This window comes from Flagellimonas amoyensis, from assembly GCF_003058265.1.
Taxonomy (GTDB): Bacteria; Bacteroidota; Bacteroidia; order Flavobacteriales; family Flavobacteriaceae; genus Flagellimonas; species Flagellimonas amoyensis.
The window spans coordinates 115,983-134,327 of record NZ_QBUK01000001.1 but is presented as its reverse complement, the minus strand read 5'-3'; the positions used below and the strand labels follow the sequence as shown (position 1 = coordinate 134,327).

Sequence of the window (18,345 nt, the reverse complement as noted above, 5' to 3'; positions counted from 1 at the left end):
TAGCCAACCCGAAAACCTATCTCCTGAACCAAAATGGATACAAAAGAACTACTTAAAAAAGTACGTAAGATTGAAATAAAGACCCGGCGTCTTTCCGACCATATTTTTGGTGGGGAATACCATTCTACGTTCAAAGGTAGGGGTATGACCTTCAGCGAGGTACGGCAATACCAGTTCGGGGACGACGTACGGAGCATCGACTGGAACGTGACCGCCAGGTACAATGAGCCTTTTGTAAAGGTATTCGAGGAGGAACGGGAACTCACCATGATGCTGATGGTGGACGTGAGTGGGTCCGAGCTTTTTGGTACCGCCGATCAGTTCAAGAAAGAGGTCATCACGGAAATCTCGGCCACATTGGCCTTCTCGGCCTTGCAGAACAACGACAAAGTGGGCCTCATCCTTTTTTCCGATGAAGTGGAACTCTACATCCCTCCCAAAAAAGGAAAAAGCCACGTGCTGCGCATCATCCGGGAACTGTTGGAATTTACCCCAAAAAGCAGCAGGACCAACATTGCAGAGGCCTTAAAGTTCCTCACCAATGTGATGAAGAAAAAAGCCATCGTTTTTGTACTCTCGGATTTCATCGCCGATGACTATGACAACACGCTACGTATTGTGGGCAACAAGCATGACGTGACCGGCATCAGGATATTTGACGAAAAGGAAGAATCCATCCCCAATCTGGGCATGGTGCAAATGCAGGATGCGGAGACCGGTGCCTTGCAATTGGTGAACACCCAGTCCAAAAAAGTACGCTACGCCTATGGCGAGTTCCACAAACAAAAGGTGGCCTATTTCATGGATTCGTTCACCAAATCGGGCTGCGGGGTCATCAATTGCCGGGTGGATGAAAGCTACGTAAGAAAACTATTGGGATATTTTAAACGAAGGGGATAATGCACGTTGAAAATTCAAAATTGAAAATTCAAAATGTCCCAACACCATTTGTGTTGATGGTGCTGCTGTGCCTTTTTCTTTTGCCCAACATGGGCTTTTCCCAAACGGAACCCAAGATTTCCACGGAGGTGGACACGCTTTCCATCAAAATTGGGGAACAGATCCATTACACCATCACCGTTGAAACGGATTCCATCGATATGGTCCATTTCCCCGAAGGACAATCTTTCTCCCCCTTGGAAACCGTGGAAGCCATTATAGGCGATACCATCAAGAACAACAATAGGGTCACCTTGCAACGAATCTATGCACTGACCCAATTTGACAGCGGCGCCTACACCGTGCCCCCACAGATTGTCACGGTGAACGAGAAACAATTTTTCACAGATTCCTTCCGCATCAAAGTGGCCGATGTTGCCGTGGACACCACCAAGCAAAAGATGTACGACATCAAGCCGCTCATCCAAGTGGAACGCAGTCGTGCCAAACTCCTAAAAATAGTGCTCTGGGTGCTATTGGGCCTTGTTGTAGTTGGCGGACTGGTCTATTGGTTCTTCCTTAGGAAGAAACCCTTGACCGAGGAAGAAAAAGTGGCCTTGCTGCCCCCATATGACCGTGCGTTATTGGAGCTGAAAAATCTGGAAAACTCCAAATACCTCATCCAAGACCAATACAAGGAATATTACTCCGAGCTTACCGATATTGTGCGTTCGTACCTGGAAGATGAGGTGCATGTGACCGCCATGGAAAGTACCACAGGGCAGTTGATCGCCAAACTGGAACTGTTGAAAGACGCCGGTGAACTGAAACTGGAAGATGACACCATCAAACAGTTCCAACAGATTCTCGAAACGGCCGATTTGGTGAAGTTTGCCAAATCAAAACCGGCAACCTCCGTTGCGGAACAAGATAGAAAACTGGTGGAGCAGATCGTGGTAAAGACCCACGAGGCCATGCCAGAGCCAACCGAGGAGGAGCTTTTGCTGAACGAGGAATATCTGGAAGAACTTGCCAAGAAAAAACAACGGAAACGCATCTATTGGGCCGCCGCCATCTTCGCCGGGATATTGTTTCTCGGAGGTGTTTTCTCCGTGGTCTATTTTGGTTTCAAACAAGTGAAGGATACCGTTTTTGGCTATCCCACCAAAGAACTTTTGGAAAACGAATGGGTGTCCAGCACCTACGGTTTTCCTCCAATTCAACTGGAAACCCCAGATGTCTTGGTCCGACAGGAGGTGGAACTGCCCAAGGAGACCCAAGAACTCATCAAAGAGCTTCAGGCCTTTTCCTACGGCAGTTATGTGGGCATTTTTTCGGTAAGTGCCAGTTCCGTGACCTATAAAGAGCAGTCCGACCCCGATTTTGAGACTGCGGTAGGTTCCATTTTGGCCGGTTTTGAAAAATTGGGATTGAAGAACATCATTACCAAGCAGGAAGAGTTTGCGACCACCTCGGGCGTAAAGGGCATCAAGACTTTCGGAACGGGAACTTTTGAAAATCCGACCAGTGGGGATTCCAAAAGGGCCAAGTACAATATCCTATCCTTTGGAGGAAAAGGTTTCATGCAACAGGTCGTGATTACTTGGGAAGATGGGGATCAATATGCAGAACAGATCGTGGAACGTATATTGAACAGTTTGGACGTAAAAACACAGGCATAAATGTTTGAGAATATAGAATTTGCAAATCCTGAATTTTTCTGGCTGCTCCTTTTGCTGCCATTGGCTTTGCTATGGTATTTTTTCAAACGGAAAAAGGAAACCGCATCCCTTCGCATTTCAAGCATCAAGGGGTTCACCATTAGTAGTTGGGCCTCAAAGGCAAAGCCCTTGCTCTTTACGTTGCGTATCTTGACCTTGGCGGCCATCATCACTGCATTGGCACGTCCGCAGACCGAGGACATTTCCACCAGGACCAAGACCACAAAGGGCATTGACATTGTCATGGCCATCGACGTATCGTCAAGTATGTTGGCGCGTGACCTGAAACCCAACCGCCTTATCGCCCTAAAAGAAGTGGCGGCGGATTTTATAGAACAGCGCCCCAACGACCGTATCGGTATTGTGGGTTATGCCGGGGAAAGCTATACCAAGACCCCGATCACCAGCGATAAGGCCATCGTGTTGAACGCGCTCAACGAAATCACCTATGGTGAACTCGAAGATGGGACCGCCATCGGGATGGGGCTTGCCACAGCGGTCAACCGCCTGAAGGAAAGCAAGGCCATCAGTAAAATCATCATTTTATTGACGGACGGCGTGAACAACTCCGGGTTCATTGAACCCAAAACGGCAGCCGACCTCGCCGTGGAATTTGGCATAAAGACCTACACCATCGGACTGGGCACCAATGGAAATGCCCTCACGCCCATTACATACAATAGGGATGGTTCCTTCAGATATGGTATGAGACAAGTGGAAATAGATGAAAACCTTCTAAAGGAAATTGCAGAGGTCACTGGCGGAAAATACTTTCGGGCCACGAACAATGAATCCTTGGAGGAAATCTATGATGAGATCAATAAATTGGAAAAAACGGAGATCGAGGAATTCAAATATTACAAGTATGAAGAGAAGTTCCGCCCATTGATATTTTTGGCAGGGGCTTTGCTGTTGTTGGAGTGGGTATTGCGCAATTCCGTGTTTAAAAGTTTTATTTAGGAAATGATTCAGTTTGACCAGAAAATATATTTCTATCTGTTGGCCATTGTTCCCATAATGGTCCTGGCTTTCCTAATGCTCCAAATCTGGAAGAAAAAGACACAACGAAGGTTTGCAGACTCCAAACTGTTGAAACGCTTGGCACCGGACAGGTCCAGTTTTAAATCTACCCTAAAGCTCATCTTTCTTTTGCTCGGACTTTCGTTCCTCGTGCTCGGACTCGTCAATCCCAAGATCGGCACCAAACTGGAGACGGTGAAACGGGAAGGTGTGGACATTGTATTTGCCCTAGACGTTTCCAAAAGTATGTTGGCCGAAGATATTGCCCCCAACCGGTTGGAAAAAGGCAAACGTATCGTATCGGAAATCATCAACCAATTGGCCAGTGACCGTATCGGCATCATCGCCTATGCAGGCCAGGCCTATCCACAACTTCCGATCACCACGGACTACGGTGCGGCAAAAATGTTCCTACAGAGCATGAACACCGATATGCTCTCTTCCCAAGGAACCGCCATAGACGCCGCCATAGATCTGGCCAGCACCTATTATGATGATACCCAACAGACCAACAGGATCCTTTTTATCGTTTCCGACGGGGAAGACCATTCCGAAAGTTCCACGGCAGCAGCAGTGGAGAAGGCCACACAAAATGGCATACGCATCTTTACCATTGGTGTAGGGAAGGAAAAAGGAGCCCCGATTCCCATCAAAAGGAACGGGATTGTGGAAAGCCTGAAAAAGGACAACGAAGGGGAGGTGGTCATCACCAAACTGAACGAACCCATACTCACCGAAATTGCCGAAAGGGGCAATGGGGAGTATATTGACGGCTCCAGTACCGAAAAAGCTGTGGAATACATCAAGGGACAGTTGGACCGGATGGATAAGACCGAGTTTGAAGCCAAGCAATTTGCGGAATACAAGGACCAGTTCCAATGGTTTCTTGCTGCTGGCTTTTTATTTTTATTTTTGGACATCTTCGTTTTGGACAGAAAAACACAATGGCTGAAAAAACTGAATCTTTTTAATGAACATGACGATGAATAAGATAAGATTGCTGTTTGCCCTGCTGCTTTGTTTTGGTTTTGCAAAGGCTCAGGACGAGACAACGGAAAAAGAGCACAAGGAAGCTGAAAAAGCACTCCGGTCATCCACCAACATTACGTGGGAGGCCAACAACGAACTTACTGCCAACGATTTTGTCAACTCGGAGGCCAAGTACAGAAAGGCCATATCCAAAAGCAAACAGAACGTAGCGGCACCCTTTAATCTGGGCAATGCCTACTATAATCGTGAAAGTTACGGGGAAGCCTTTGGCCGTTTCAAGCAGGCAGGTGAAGCGGCAACCGAAAAACCCGAAAAACACAAAGCCTACCATAATATGGGCAATGTGTTCATGAAGAACAAGGAATATGAAAAGGCCGTTGAGGCCTACAAACAGGCCCTTCGTAGCAATCCGGATGACGACGAGACCCGTTATAACCTTGCCTTGGCAAAAAAAATGCTTGAAAAACAACAGGACGAGCAGAAGAACGACCAGAACAAGGACAACGAGGACAAACAGGACCAGAAAGATCAAGAACAGGATCAGAACAAGGACCAGAACAACGAAGGGGGCGACAACGAGAAAAACGACGAAGGAAAACAGGACGAGAACAAGGACAAAGGCGACGAAGGGGATAAGGGAGAGAACAAACCCGAGGAGAACCAAGAAGGGGACGGGGACAAGAAAAAGGAGCAGGACAAAAAGCCCAACGAGGGAGACCAGCCCAATGACCAAAAGCAACAGCCCCGACCCAACCAACTCTCCGAACAACAGATCCAGAACCTCTTGGAGGCTATGGAAAACGAAGAGAAAAAAGTACAGGAAAAAATGGAGGCCAGAAAGGTCCGAGGTAAAAAAATCAGGAACGAAAAGGATTGGTGATGAAGGCGTTGAGGGGCAATATTGTGTTTTTATGGATCACAGTCCTTTTTTGGGGCCACTTTGTCCATGCCCAAGAAGAGGAAGGGGTCACTTTCGATATGGCACTCAGCAAGGAAAAACTGGGGATCAACGAACGGCTCAGGGTAGATTTTACCATGAACAAGGATGGCGACAATTTTACACCTCCTCCCTTTGAAGGTTTCAATGTGGTCATGGGGCCCTCACAGTCCATCAGTTCTTCCTGGATAAACGGAAAACGGAGCTTTTCCAAAACCTATACCTATATATTGATGCCCACAGGGCGGGGCGACTTTACCATTGGACAGGCAACCATAGAGATTGGTGGGCAAACCTACAAAACCTTGCCCAAGGAAGTTGAGGTGACCGCCGCTGTGGACAAGCCCAATGACCAAAAGACCGTGGACGACGTCGCAGACGAAAGTCTTCACCTGGTAGCGGAAGTCTCCAAGGGCAACCCATACTTGAACGAGGCCGTAACCGTGGTCTACAAACTATATGTTAGCCCAAATATCAGTGTGACCAACTATCGCCCGTTGGACAACCCCACATACAACAATTTCTGGAGCCAGGACATTCCCGTTACCAAGCACACGGCCCAAAACGGCACCTATGAGGGCAAACCTTATAGGTTTGTTGTACTGAAAAGAGTAGTGCTCTACCCACAAAGATCGGGAGAATTGGAAATAGAGCCCCTGTCCTTGGAAATTTTTGTGGATGTGCCCACCAACAAACGTGATTTCTTTGGAGGCAGGATATATACCCAGACCACCAAAACGGTTTCGGCCGGGAAAAGGACCTTGAATGTAAAGCCCCTCCCAGAAGCAGGAAAACCAGCAGACTTTGGTGGTGCCGTGGGCGATTTCGATTTTGCGGTGACCACCAGCAAAAAGGAATTGAATGCTTCCGAATCGCTTCAGGCAATCGTGGAGGTTTCTGGGAAGGGCAATCTCAAGTTGTTCCAATTGCCCGAGCCGGAACTGCCCAGTTCCTTGGAAGTCTATGACCCGGAACATGAAGAGAACATCCAGACCTATAGTTCGGGAATGGAGGGCAAAGTGTCCAACAACTACACCATAGTCCCTTCATTTAGGGGCAAGTACCCAATTCCAAGTATCTCTTTCAGTTATTTCAACCCCGAAACCGAAGAATATGTGACGCTGAATTCGGAAGAGATCAACATTGAGGTGTTGGAAGGTCCCATGGCTTCATCGGGCAATGCCGTTTCAGGGCCTTCCGTCAACAAACAAGCCGTGGTGGCCACGGGCAAACAGTTCCATTTTATAAAACTGGACGCTAATCTAGGGCCCAAGAAAGTCAGTTATTTTTTGGGCTCGCGAACTTTCTTTCTACTGCTTTTCATTCCTCTTTTGCTCATTCCCATGGCCATCTTCTTCTTCAAAAAAAGAGAGGCGATTGCCAGTGACGTAGTCGGCAATAAGATAAAACAGGCCAATAGGTTGGCCAAGAAATACCTGTCCACGGCCAAAAAGGAACTGGGCAACAAAGAAGCTTTCTACGTGGCCTTGGAAAAAGGGTTGCACAACTACTTGAAGGCCAAGCTGAAAATAGAGACCTCGGAGTTCAGCAAGGAAAAAATAACCGAAATCCTTACGAACAAAGGAGTTGCCGTGGAGGACATCAATGCCTTTATCGAGCTTTTGAAAAACTGTGAGATGGCCCGATACAGTCCGTTCTCCAATGTTCAGATGCAGAACGATTACGATAAGGCAAGTGAAGTGATTTCTAAATTGGACAAACAGCTATGAGCATGAAAAAGATCTTTTTTTTGATAGGCTTGTTATCCATATTCCTTGGATTCTCCCAAAATGAGACCTTGTTCTCTGAGGCAACAGAATTGTATAACAAGGGAGAATACACCAAGGCGATAGCAAATTATGAGCAGATTTTGGAGAGTGGCCAACATTCTGCGGCCATCTATTTCAATTTGGGGAATTGCTATTACAAGACCAATGCCATTGGTCCCAGCATCTACTATTATGAAAAGGCACTACTGCTATCGCCCAATGACAGTGAAATAAAGAACAATTTGACCTATGCCCAGAACATGAGACTGGATGCCATAGAAGAAGTCCCCAAGACCGAGATTGCCCAAGCCTATGACAACATCATCAATCTGTTCACTTCCGATCAATGGGCCTACATTGCCGTGACACTGGTGCTATTTTTTGTTCTGGCCTATCTGACCTATTATTTCCTTCGATCGGCCAACCAAAAGCGGATTGCCCTCATCACGGGAATTTTCTCATTGACACTTGGGCTGCTCAGTATTTTGATGTCCTATCTCCAACACGAACAGTACCGAAAAAACAATCCGGCCATTGTTTTTAGCAAGGAAGTACGGGTGTCTTCCGAACCCAATGGGAGCAGCGAGACCATCTTCACCCTACATGAAGGCACTAAGGTAAATGTATTGGAAGAGCTTGATGGTTGGGAGAAAATAAGGATTGCCGACGGGCAAACGGGTTGGCTTTTGGGCGAAAACATCAGACAAATCAAGGATTTTTAGACATTCTTTAACACAAAATCGACCTCTTCACCTTATTTTTGGGGAAAATCAAGTATAGTGCTAAAATTGTTGGCTTTTCCCTTTGTCTCGGTTATGCTCGTCACCATTTTGATGGCATCCCCGTTTGTCCCCCTCTTGGGGAGGGAATACAGCACTGCACTCATCCTTGGAGCCTCGGAAGAGGAAAACAACAGCAACGAAACAACGAGCAGCAAAAACTTTGAAAGCAAATTTTTGGTGTTCCGAAATTTCTTCCCTGTTGACCCATCCTTCAAACAAGAACATAATCTTACCTCTTTAAGGTATGTCTTCCAAGTCTTGGAACATACCATCGAGATTCTTGACCCCCCTCCCAGGGAGTTGGTTTGAAATACATCAAATCATATTCAAATCAATTTCTAACTGTCTTCAACATACCAAAAGTTTGAAGGCAAAACTGTTTAAACTATGTTCAAGTATCTCAAAAATGACTTGCCAGCCAGTGTTGTGGTCTTCTTTGTGGCACTGCCCCTTTGTTTGGGCATTGCATTGGCCAGCGGGGCCCCTCTTTTCTCCGGACTTATCGCCGGTATCATCGGGGGTGTTGTCGTAGGTGCGCTGAGCGGTTCCCAATTGGGGGTCAGTGGCCCTGCCGCTGGACTTGCCGCCATTGTGCTCACTGCCATTGGAACCTTGGGAGGCTTTGAAAACTTTTTGGTGGCGGTTGTCCTGGGCGGTGTCATACAGATCCTGTTCGGCGTCCTTAAAGGAGGCATCATTGCCTATTATTTTCCCTCATCCGTAATCAAAGGTATGCTTACCGGGATAGGGATTATCATTATTTTGAAGCAGATCCCCCACTTTTTTGGCTACGATGCCGACCCCGAAGGAGATCAGGCCTTTTTTCAGGTCGATGGGGAAAACACTTTTAGTGAAATCCTTGTTGCGCTCAACAATATAAGCCCTGGTGCGACCTTAATTGCCGTAATTGCCCTTGCCATTCTTATTCTATGGGACAAGGTCCTGACCAAAAAATCCAAAATATTCCAGTTGGTCCAAGGCCCTTTGGTGGCTGTGGTCCTGGGGATTCTTTACTTTACGTTTACCCAAGGCAAGGCTACTTGGGGCATTGCCGGTGAACATTTGGTGCAGGTCCCTGTACTGGATAGCTTTGCCAATTTTGGAAGCCTGTTCCAGTTTCCTAATTTTTCCGTTATCGGTAATACAGAAATTTGGATCACAGCTTTTACGATTGCATTGGTGGCCAGTTTGGAAACCTTGCTATGTGTTGAGGCCACGGACAAGCTTGATCCTTACAAGAGGACCACTCCGGCCAACAGGGAGCTTTTCGCCCAGGGCGTTGGAAATTCCATCTCTGGTCTGCTCGGCGGATTGCCCATAACACAGGTGATCGTGCGGAGTTCGGCCAACATCCAATCCGGTGGGCGCACCAAATTGTCGGCCATCATCCATGGTCTTCTTTTGTTCATTTCGGTCATGCTGATCCCCAAACTGCTCAACATGATTCCCCTTTCGGTACTTGCGGCCGTACTCTTTGTCGTTGGTTATAAGTTGGCCAAACCCACCTTGTTCAAGACCATGTACCAATTGGGATGGAAGCAATTTGTCCCCTTTATTGTAACGGTGGTGGGACTTGTCTTTACCGATCTGCTGATCGGCATTGCACTTGGACTGGCTGTAGGAATTGTGGTCATCTTGATCAAAAGTTACCAAAATTCGCATTTCCTTCATATCGAGGACCAAGGCAATGGTCAGAACATGATCAAAATGACCTTGGCTGAAGAAGTTACCTTTATCAACAAAGGGGCCATCCTGAAAGAATTGGATCGCCTTCCTGAAAATTCCTATCTAGAACTGGATGTGCGTAAGACCAGATATCTGGACAATGACATCGTAGAGATTTTGGAAGATTTCTCGGGCAAGGCCAAGGCCAAGAACATCAACATAAAACTGATTTCTGAAAGAGGCGTGGTCGAGAACCCTGAGAGTTACATCAAGTTTTTTAATCTAAGGCCGAATAAAACGGCATAACAATATCTTATGAAAGCACACACCAAAGAAACACAGGCCACCATGACGCCGGAAAAGGCGCTCCAATTTTTGAAAGAGGGCAATGAGCGTTTCCAAAATAACCTAAAAGCCAATAGAAACCTGTTGCAACAGGTCAACGAAACCAAAGATGGACAGTTCCCCTTTGCCACCATACTCAGCTGTATCGATTCGCGCGTATCCGCAGAATTGGTCTTTGATCAAGGCCTGGGGGACATCTTCAGTGTAAGGATCGCGGGCAACTTTGTGAACGAGGACATATTGGGAAGCATGGAGTTTGCCTGTAAACTCGCCGGGACCAAACTGGTCGTGGTGTTGGGGCATACCAGTTGTGGGGCCGTAAAAGGGGCCTGTGACCATGCCCGCCTTGGCAACCTCACCGCGCTCATCAACAAGATAGAGCCTGCAGTCGAGGCTGTTAAAGAGCCGAAGGATGAATCGTTGAGGAACTCCAAAAACCTTGACTTTGTGGACGCAGTGGCCGTAAAGAACGTGGAGATTGCCCTGAACAACATCAGAAAGCAAAGCCCAATCCTCAAGGAAATGGAAGACGATGGACAGATAGCCATTGTCGGGGCCATGTATGACCTCTCCGATGGAAAAGTGGTCTTTTTATAAATAGGGCACACATTTCATATGGACTACAAAAAGGTCGATGGGCAGGACGTCCATCGGCCTTTTGTGTTCCAGAACTTCTTTACATTTTTAATTGTCGCATAATTCTTGTACAATTTGCTAAATTTGTCCGCGAATAGTGCTGAACATGATCGAGACCATAAAGGAACACTTGTCCGAAGTAGAAAAATTCTCTTCAACCTCAAAAGAAGAAATTGAAACTTTCCGAATCAAATATTTGGGAAAAAAGGGGTTGTTGAACACCTTCTTTGCCGAGTTCAAGAATGTGCCCAATGGGGAAAAGAAAGAATTTGGCCAGATCATCAACCAACTGAAAACTGCTGCGACCGAAAAGGTGAACAGCCTTAAGGAAGCCTTGGAAAACCAAGTTGAGCCCGAAGGGAAATTTGGAGACCTCACCCGACCCGGTGAACCCATTGAAATTGGGGCAAGACATCCTATTTCCATTGTAAAGAACCAGATCATTGACATCTTTTCAAGAATTGGGTTCAATGTTTCCGAAGGACCAGAGATAGAGGACGATTGGCACAATTTTACCGCATTGAACCTTCCGGAATACCACCCGGCCCGCGATATGCAGGACACGTTCTTCATTCAGACCGATCCAGATATCCTCTTGCGTACCCATACTTCTTCCGTTCAGGTAAGGTATATGGAGAGCCACAAACCGCCCATCCGCACCATTTCCCCAGGAAGGGTGTACAGGAACGAGGCCATTTCGGCACGTTCCCACTGTTTTTTCCATCAAGTGGAGGGGCTATATGTGGACAAGAACGTCTCCTTCGCCGATTTGAAGCAGACCCTACAGTACTTTACTTCGGAAATGTTCGGGAAATCCAAGATCAGATTGCGCCCATCCTATTTTCCGTTCACGGAGCCCAGTGCCGAAGTGGACGTGTATTGGGGTTTGGAGACCGAAACGGACTACCGGATGACCAAAGGAACCGGTTGGTTGGAAATCATGGGTTGTGGTATGGTGGACCCCAATGTGCTCAAAAATTGCGGTATAGACCCTGAAGTCTATTCTGGATTTGCCTTTGGTATGGGTATAGACCGAATAGCGTTGCTCCTCCACCAAATCTCTGATATCAGGCTGTTGAGCGAAAATGACATCCGCTTTTTGGAGCAGTTCAAGAGCGCTCTTTAGTCGCGAAATACCTGTTTAAATAAGCTGCCAGCAAATCGCGGGCCAAGGATTGGGAATCCGCTTTTTAGTATGCAGGGCTGTTTGCAGTTGTCCAAATCCATACATTAAATCAATGAAAATTGATAAAGTAATCGAAAAACCGCAGTCCGAAACATCTCTTTTCTATTTTCCATTGTCCCGTTTCTAGCATCTAACATTTGGCTATTGGCAACATGTATTCACTTTTAACACAACTTTAAGTTCGTTTAGTTTTGTTTGTTCCGAACCAATATTAATTTTGCGCCTTCAAATTCCAGATTTCATGGCAAATACGAAGGAAGAATTAATAGAAACCTTGGGGCTTCACTTAGAAGGAGAGCACAATCTTCCCCCTTTGGCCGCCCGCATCTATGCCATTTTGGTCATGACCAATGAGGATGGCCTGACCTTTGAAGATTGTCTCGAAAAACGTGGGGCGAGCAAAAGTTCCACCTCCACCTCGCTCAATCTTTTGCTCAACATGGGCATCGTTACTTATTTTACCAAACCTGGTGATCGGAAAAGATACTTTGCACTTGCCAAGAAAAAGACATTCTTCCTAACCAAGTTACAGGAAAACCTGAAACGTCTCGAAACCGAAAAAAGCATTCTTACCTCGGTAATGGAATATCATGAAAAGAACAGTCCAAAAAAATTCGAGGAGGGCAGGGCCAGAACAAGCATTTACCTAGACTACGTCAACAAGAACGAAACCCTTTTAAAAGAATCCATCAAAAAACTAGAAATCATACTGGATTAAGAAATCGAAATCCAACTGTCTAAACCTTAACACCATACGTTCGTAAATGAAAACAATCAACATACCCTTTGTATTGGCAGGAATATTCCTTTTAGTGTCCTGTGGAGGCAAAAACCAACAACAACAAGCCGCCCCACCACCGCCAGCATTAAAGACAACAGCTTTGACAAGGCAGGATATCACGGTTTACAATACTTACTCCACTTCGATGGAGGGAATCCAAAACGTGCAAATTTGGCCAAAGGTTTCTGGTTTTGTCCAAAACATTTATGTGGAAGAAGGGCAGAAAGTCAAAAAAGGACAGTTACTTTTCAAATTGGAGACCCAGACCCTTTCCCAAGACGCCAATGCCGCCAAAGCTTCGGTGAACGTTGCACAGGTGGAAGTGGACAAATTGGTTCCCTTGGTGGAGAAAGGCATTATCAGCAACGTACAGCTTGAAACCGCCAAAGCTCAATTGGAACAGGCCAAGAGCAACTACAATAGCATCACCGCGAACATTGGTTACTCCAACATCGTCAGCCCCGTGAACGGGTATATCGGAGTAATTCCCTATAAAGTTGGGGCCCTTGTGAGCAGTACCATGACCCAACCTTTGACCGTGGTATCGGACATTAGTGGTATCAGGGCCTATTTTTCCATGAACGAGAAAGAGCTGCTTCAGATGAAGGCACAAATGGCCGCCAATACGGGTGATGGAGCAACGGCCCCAGAAGTGGAACTGGTCATGATAAATGGCAAAACATACCCCCATAAAGGAAAAATTGCCATGATCAACAATATCATCAATCCAAGCACGGGTAGTGTTTCCCTTCGGGCCGATTTTGACAATCCAGATCTTTTGTTGAGCTCTGGAAGCACTGGAACGATAAAAGTTCCTTCCACCTACAAAAATGTATGGGTGATCCCCCAATTTGCCACAGTAGATCTTCAAGGCACCAAAATGGTCTATGTGCTGAACGGCGAGACCGTAAGCTCTAAACCGATCACGATCGTAGCACAGACAGATACTGAATTCATTGTATCCGAAGGCCTTGATGAGGGAACTACCATTGTGACCGAAGGTGTATCCAAGTTGAGGGATGGACAGACCATCAACCCTATCAAATAATTGTATCGTCAACCCTATTAGAACAAACAATCCATGTTCCAAAAATTTATAGACCGTCCCGTACTGTCCACAGTAATATCCGTCATCATTTTGATCTTGGGTGTTCTGGGACTCAGTGCTCTCCCCGTAGAACAATATCCCGAAATAGCACCACCCACCGTCCAAGTTACCGCCAATTATACCGGTGCAAGTGCCGAGACCGTGTTAAAGAGTGTGGTCATCCCACTCGAAGAACAGATCAACGGTGTAGAGGGCATGACCTATATGACCTCATCCGCCAGTAACGACGGCGCGGCCAACATCAGCGTATATTTCGAATTGGGCGTCGATCCCGACATTGCAGCCGTAAACGTACAGAACAGGGTGTCCCGGGCGAACAGCCTATTGCCCCAAGAAGTGATACAAACGGGTGTGAACACACAAAAAGCACAGAACAGTGCCCTGCTCTTTTTCTCCATTTATTCCGAAAATGAAAACTATGATGGAACTTTTGTGGAGAACTACGCAAAAATCAATCTGGTACCCAAGCTCCAAAGGATCAAAGGAGTCGGTAATGTACAAGTGTTCGGGGCCAAGGACTATTCCATGCGGATTTGGATCTCTCCGGACAAAATGGCTGCCTACAATCTCGTGCCTGCTGATATCCAAGCTGCCCTCAGGGAGCAGAACCGTGAGGCCGCCACGGGTAAAATCGGCGAAAATGCCGATGGTATCTTCGAATATGTGATGAAGTACAAAGGCCGTCTTTCAGAGGTAGAGGAATACCAGAACATTATTCTAAAAACCACTGAAGATGGAGGCTTTCTTCGTTTAAAAGATGTTGCCGAGGTTGAGCTCGGGGCATTCAGCTACGTCAGGAAAAATTCAGGGATGGGTAATCCCGGTGTTGCCGTCGGTGTATATCAGACCTCGGGGTCCAATGCCAAAGAGATCATTGACCAGATAGAACTTATTTTGGAAGAGAGCAAGGCCGAATTTCCAAAAGGCTTCGACTATGTGATCCCTTTCAACTCCAAGGATTTCTTGGATGCTTCGATAGACCACGTGGTCCAGACCTTGATCGAGGCCTTTATTTTGGTGTTCATCGTGGTGTTCCTGTTCCTTCAGGATTTCCGATCCACATTGATCCCGGCCATTGCCGTACCCGTCGCGATTGTGGGAACCTTTTTCTTCCTCCAGTTGTTCGGGTACTCCATCAACATGCTCACCCTTTTTGCCATGATCTTGGCCATTGGTATTGTGGTGGATGATGCCATTGTAGTGGTAGAGGCCGTCCACGCCAAGCTGGAAGAAGGTGCTCCTTCTGCGAAATCCGCATCGAAAAAGGCCATGGGTGAAATCTCCGGGGCCATTATCTCGATTACTTTGGTGATGTCCGCCGTGTTTATCCCCGTATCCTTTATCCAAGGGTCATCAGGGGTGTTTTATCAGCAATTCGGTATCACATTGGCCGTGGCCATCCTTATTTCGGCCATTAACGCATTGACGCTCAGTCCAGCATTGGCCGCACTGTTCCTCAAGCCGCACGACCCAGAGAAAGGCCATAAGACCAATTTCACAACACGCTTTTTCAAAGCTTTCAACGTTGGTTTCAATGCCATTACGAATAAATACACCAATACTGTTGGCCGTATGGTCAAGAGAAAATGGATCACTGTTGCCCTTTTGTTGGCCTTTACCGGACTTGCCATCTTTCTGTTCAAATCCACCCCATCTGGCTTTGTTCCCGACGAGGACAGGGGCATCATTTTTGCCAACGTGAGCATGCCTCCCGGAACGACGATAGAGAAAACGGAGGAGACCATCATGAAACTGGATTCCATCTATGAATCCATGGATATCATTGATGCTCGGATGAGTGTTGCAGGATTTAGCTTGCTAAGCCGTGTGAGTGCCGGTTCCTATGCCTTTTCCATCATGAAACTGAAGGATTGGAGCGAAAGAAAGGCAGATTCCCTTTCGGTGGAGGCCACTTTGCAAAAACTATACGGTATGTCGGCTCAGTTCAAAGATGCCCAAATCATCTATTTTACCCCGCCCAGCATACAAGGTTTTGGTACCAGTTCCGGTTTTGAGGTACAGTTGCAAAGCAAAGGCGGTGATGATTGGCTTTCCATCAACGATGTGAAGAACCAATTTTTGGGAGCCCTTAATGCAAGACCTGAAATACAGTACGCCATTTCCCAGTTCGATCCAGGATTTCCCCAATATGATCTGGACATTGATATCGAAAAGGCAAAAATGTCAGGATTCACCGCAACAGATATCTTTAATGCACTACAAGGATACTATGGTGGGATCTATGCCACGGATTTCAACAAGTTTGGAAAACAATACCGTGTCATGATCCAGGCCAAGCCCGAAGATCGTGCCAACGAAAACTCATTGAACCATGTTTTTGTGAGAAACGCCAATGGCGAATCCGTAGCGGTAAGTCAGTTTGTGGATCTCAAGAAAATTTATGGCCCAGAAGTGGTGGAACGGTTCAACTTGTTGAGTTCCGTGAAGATCACCGGGGTGCCCAATGCAGGCTACAGTACCGGTGATGCCATCAATGCGATAGAGGAAGTGGCCGCACAAGTTTTGCCCAACTCCTATACCTATGACTACTCCGGGCTTACCCGTGAAGAGACCAATGCAGGGTCGCAGACCATCATTATCTTCATTTTGAGTTTGGTGTTCGTCTATTTCTTGTTGAGCGCACAGTACGAAAGTTACATATTGCCACTTTCCATTTTGCTGTCGCTTCCCGTGGGAATCGCAGGGGCCATTCTCTTTATCAACCTGGCCGGGCTTCAGAACAACATCTATTTCCAGATTGCGCTGATCATGCTGATAGGTCTCTTGGCCAAGAACGCCATTTTGATCGTGGAGTTTGCCCTTCAGCGTAGAAGGGCCGGACTATCCCTGTTCGATGCTGCAGCCGATGGTGCACGGGCAAGGTTACGGCCTATTTTGATGACCTCTTTCGCCTTCATATTTGGTCTGTTGCCCTTGGCACTTTCATCGGGCATCGGGGCCATCGGAAACCAATCCATAGGATTGAGTGCCGTGGGCGGAATGCTCATTGGGACCATTTTGGGTGTCTTTGTCGTACCGGTACTCTTTGTCGTGTTCCAGGCATTGCAGGAACGCATCTCTGGCAAACCCTCAGAAATAAATGCATAACCACAACTTAGTACTCATGAAAATAAAACCCACATATAAACTGTTCCTCATACTTTCAGCTCCTTTGCTCTTGCAGTCCTGTTTTGTGGCAAAAAATTATTCCCGCCCCGAATTGGAGACCGAAAGTTTGTACCGAACGGACAATTTGCCCCAAGACAGCATCTCCATGGCCAGCGTGTCGTGGAGGGAACTGTTCAATGATGAGCAATTGAAATCCTATATCGCACAAGGGCTGGAAAACAATTTGGACATACGGATTGCCCTTCAAAACGTAGTTGCTGCAGAGGCTTACCTCAAACAAGGAAAGGCAGGCTATTATCCAACGCTTTCCGGAACGGCCAGTTTCACCAGGACCAAAAACTCGGGCAATAGCCAGTTTGGAAGTTTCTTTACGCGCCCCTTGGAGCAATATGAGCTTTCCGGGTCGCTTTCTTGGGAAGCCGATATTTGGGGGAAAATCCGAAGCAACAAAAGAGCCTTTGGCGCTTCCTATTTGCAGAGTGTTTCGGCCCACCAAGCGGTAAAGACCAATTTGGTGGCCTCCATTGCAAGTACCTATTACCAGCTTATGGCCTTGGACAAACAACGCCAGATAGCCGAGCAGACCTTTGAGGCCCGAAAAAGCAGTCTGGAAACCACTTTGGCCCTGAAAGATGCCGGGCAGGTCACCGAAGTGGCCGTGAAACAGACCGAGGCCCAAGTGCATACCACAGAGATCATTCTCATTGACTTGGAAAACAATATCAAGTTGTTGGAAAACGCCTTCTGTATCTTGATGGGTGAACCTTCCCACAAAGTGGAAAGGGGCAGTCTGGACAACCAGGCCATTGGGACCGACCTGAAAACAGGTGTCCCTTACCTGCTACTGACCAACCGTCCCGATGTCATGCAGGCGGAGTACGGCCTCATCAACGCCTTTGAGCTCACCAATGTGGCCAAAAGCAGCCTATACCCATCCCTAAGCCTTTCAGCAAATGGAGGATTCCAAAGTCTAGAGTTTGAAAATTGGTTGGACGCCAGCTCGCTGTTCTCGCAATTGGTCGGTTCTTTGACACAACCTATTCTCAACGGAAGAAGGCTACGCACCCAAATGGAAGTGGCCAAGGCTCAACAGGAACAAGCACTGCTCTCCTACAAGAAAACATTGTTGACCGCTGGTAGGGAAGTGAGCGATGCTCTCTATACCTATAATGCCGAAACGGAAAAATTGGAGGCCCGTTCCAAAGAACTTGAGGCTTATTCAACAGCAGAGGATTACTCAGAGGAGCTGTTGAACAACGGCCTTGCCAATTATCTGGAAGTATTGACCGCAAGGCAAAATGCACTGAACTCGGAGCTCAGCTACGTGGACTCCCAATATGGACAATTGAGTGCCATGATCGAGCTATACAGGGCCCTTGGAGGCGGATGGAGATAAA

Annotated in this window: 15 protein-coding genes; all 15 read left to right on the top strand. The window is 47.0% G+C overall.

Annotation, left to right across the window (positions count from 1 at the left end):
• The first annotated feature begins 33 nt into the window (after nucleotides 1–33).
• The 15 genes from DB398_RS00505 to DB398_RS00435 all read left to right on the top strand — a co-directional run bounded on the left by DB398_RS00505 (nucleotide 34) and on the right by DB398_RS00435 (nucleotide 18,344).
• The gene (locus DB398_RS00505) at nucleotides 34–900 is read left to right on the top strand and encodes a DUF58 domain-containing protein (RefSeq protein ID WP_108422446.1); all 867 of its coding nucleotides are present in this window, start codon (nucleotides 34–36) and stop codon (nucleotides 898–900) included.
• On the top strand, nucleotides 900–2,561 hold the full coding sequence (locus DB398_RS00500) for a BatD family protein (RefSeq protein ID WP_108422445.1): 1,662 nt from the start codon (nucleotides 900–902) through the stop codon (nucleotides 2,559–2,561). The genes DB398_RS00505 and DB398_RS00500 overlap by 1 nt, the downstream gene beginning before the upstream one ends.
• The gene (locus DB398_RS00495) at nucleotides 2,562–3,560 is read left to right on the top strand and encodes a vWA domain-containing protein (protein WP_108422444.1); all 999 of its coding nucleotides are present in this window, start codon (nucleotides 2,562–2,564) and stop codon (nucleotides 3,558–3,560) included.
• 3 nt (nucleotides 3,561–3,563) lie between these two features.
• Entirely contained in the window at nucleotides 3,564–4,610 is a 1,047-nt protein-coding gene (locus DB398_RS00490; RefSeq protein ID WP_108422443.1) for a VWA domain-containing protein, read from the top strand.
• Nucleotides 4,603–5,490 (top strand): tetratricopeptide repeat protein, encoded by an 888-nt coding sequence (locus DB398_RS00485; protein WP_108422442.1) that lies wholly within the window; start codon nucleotides 4,603–4,605, stop codon nucleotides 5,488–5,490. The genes DB398_RS00490 and DB398_RS00485 overlap by 8 nt, the downstream gene beginning before the upstream one ends.
• Nucleotides 5,490–7,277 (top strand): BatD family protein, encoded by a 1,788-nt coding sequence (locus tag DB398_RS00480; protein ID WP_108422441.1) that lies wholly within the window; start codon nucleotides 5,490–5,492, stop codon nucleotides 7,275–7,277. The genes DB398_RS00485 and DB398_RS00480 overlap by 1 nt, the downstream gene beginning before the upstream one ends.
• Nucleotides 7,278–7,279: 2 nt before the next feature.
• Nucleotides 7,280–8,038, top strand: a complete 759-nt coding sequence (locus tag DB398_RS00475; protein WP_199913334.1) for a tetratricopeptide repeat protein — start codon at nucleotides 7,280–7,282, stop codon at nucleotides 8,036–8,038.
• Between the two features lie 57 nt (nucleotides 8,039–8,095).
• The gene (locus tag DB398_RS00470; RefSeq protein ID WP_159076274.1) at nucleotides 8,096–8,407 is read left to right on the top strand and encodes a hypothetical protein; all 312 of its coding nucleotides are present in this window, start codon (nucleotides 8,096–8,098) and stop codon (nucleotides 8,405–8,407) included.
• A 78-nt stretch (nucleotides 8,408–8,485) separates the two neighbouring features.
• Entirely contained in the window at nucleotides 8,486–10,069 is a 1,584-nt protein-coding gene (locus DB398_RS00465) for a SulP family inorganic anion transporter (protein WP_108422438.1), read from the top strand.
• A 9-nt stretch (nucleotides 10,070–10,078) separates the two neighbouring features.
• Nucleotides 10,079–10,705 carry a carbonic anhydrase family protein gene (locus tag DB398_RS00460; protein WP_108422437.1) on the top strand — a complete coding sequence of 209 codons (627 nt, stop codon included), beginning with the start codon at nucleotides 10,079–10,081 and terminating at the stop codon, nucleotides 10,703–10,705.
• Between the two features lie 145 nt (nucleotides 10,706–10,850).
• Nucleotides 10,851–11,870 (top strand): phenylalanine--tRNA ligase subunit alpha, encoded by a 1,020-nt coding sequence (gene pheS, locus DB398_RS00455; RefSeq protein ID WP_108422436.1) that lies wholly within the window; start codon nucleotides 10,851–10,853, stop codon nucleotides 11,868–11,870.
• 301 nt (nucleotides 11,871–12,171) lie between these two features.
• Entirely contained in the window at nucleotides 12,172–12,648 is a 477-nt protein-coding gene (locus tag DB398_RS00450) for a GbsR/MarR family transcriptional regulator (protein ID WP_108422435.1), read from the top strand.
• 46 nt (nucleotides 12,649–12,694) lie between these two features.
• Nucleotides 12,695–13,759 (top strand): efflux RND transporter periplasmic adaptor subunit, encoded by a 1,065-nt coding sequence (locus DB398_RS00445; RefSeq protein WP_108422434.1) that lies wholly within the window; start codon nucleotides 12,695–12,697, stop codon nucleotides 13,757–13,759.
• A gap of 33 nt (nucleotides 13,760–13,792) precedes the next feature.
• Nucleotides 13,793–16,927, top strand: a complete 3,135-nt coding sequence (locus DB398_RS00440; RefSeq protein ID WP_108422433.1) for an efflux RND transporter permease subunit — start codon at nucleotides 13,793–13,795, stop codon at nucleotides 16,925–16,927.
• Nucleotides 16,928–16,943: 16 nt separating this feature from the next.
• Nucleotides 16,944–18,344 (top strand): efflux transporter outer membrane subunit, encoded by a 1,401-nt coding sequence (locus tag DB398_RS00435; RefSeq protein ID WP_108422805.1) that lies wholly within the window; start codon nucleotides 16,944–16,946, stop codon nucleotides 18,342–18,344.
• The last annotated feature ends 1 nt before the right edge of the window (nucleotide 18,345 follow it).

Bases quoted from the DNA above. Each gene is read 5' to 3' on its own strand.
- pheS (WP_108422436.1), top strand. From the start codon at position 10,851: ATGATCGAGACCATAAAGGAACACTTGTCCGAAGTAGAAAAATTCTCT.
- DB398_RS00460 (WP_108422437.1), top strand. From the start codon at position 10,079: ATGAAAGCACACACCAAAGAAACACAGGCCACCATGACGCCGGAAAAG.
- DB398_RS00490 (WP_108422443.1), top strand. From the start codon at position 3,564: ATGATTCAGTTTGACCAGAAAATATATTTCTATCTGTTGGCCATTGTT.
- DB398_RS00435 (WP_108422805.1), top strand. From the start codon at position 16,944: ATGAAAATAAAACCCACATATAAACTGTTCCTCATACTTTCAGCTCCT.
- DB398_RS00465 (WP_108422438.1), top strand. From the start codon at position 8,486: ATGTTCAAGTATCTCAAAAATGACTTGCCAGCCAGTGTTGTGGTCTTC.
- DB398_RS00440 (WP_108422433.1), top strand. From the start codon at position 13,793: ATGTTCCAAAAATTTATAGACCGTCCCGTACTGTCCACAGTAATATCC.
- DB398_RS00475 (WP_199913334.1), top strand. From the start codon at position 7,280: ATGAAAAAGATCTTTTTTTTGATAGGCTTGTTATCCATATTCCTTGGA.
- DB398_RS00500 (WP_108422445.1), top strand. From the start codon at position 900: ATGCACGTTGAAAATTCAAAATTGAAAATTCAAAATGTCCCAACACCA.
- DB398_RS00495 (WP_108422444.1), top strand. From the start codon at position 2,562: ATGTTTGAGAATATAGAATTTGCAAATCCTGAATTTTTCTGGCTGCTC.
- DB398_RS00480 (WP_108422441.1), top strand. From the start codon at position 5,490: ATGAAGGCGTTGAGGGGCAATATTGTGTTTTTATGGATCACAGTCCTT.
- DB398_RS00485 (WP_108422442.1), top strand. From the start codon at position 4,603: ATGAATAAGATAAGATTGCTGTTTGCCCTGCTGCTTTGTTTTGGTTTT.
- DB398_RS00450 (WP_108422435.1), top strand. From the start codon at position 12,172: ATGGCAAATACGAAGGAAGAATTAATAGAAACCTTGGGGCTTCACTTA.
- DB398_RS00445 (WP_108422434.1), top strand. From the start codon at position 12,695: ATGAAAACAATCAACATACCCTTTGTATTGGCAGGAATATTCCTTTTA.
- DB398_RS00505 (WP_108422446.1), top strand. From the start codon at position 34: ATGGATACAAAAGAACTACTTAAAAAAGTACGTAAGATTGAAATAAAG.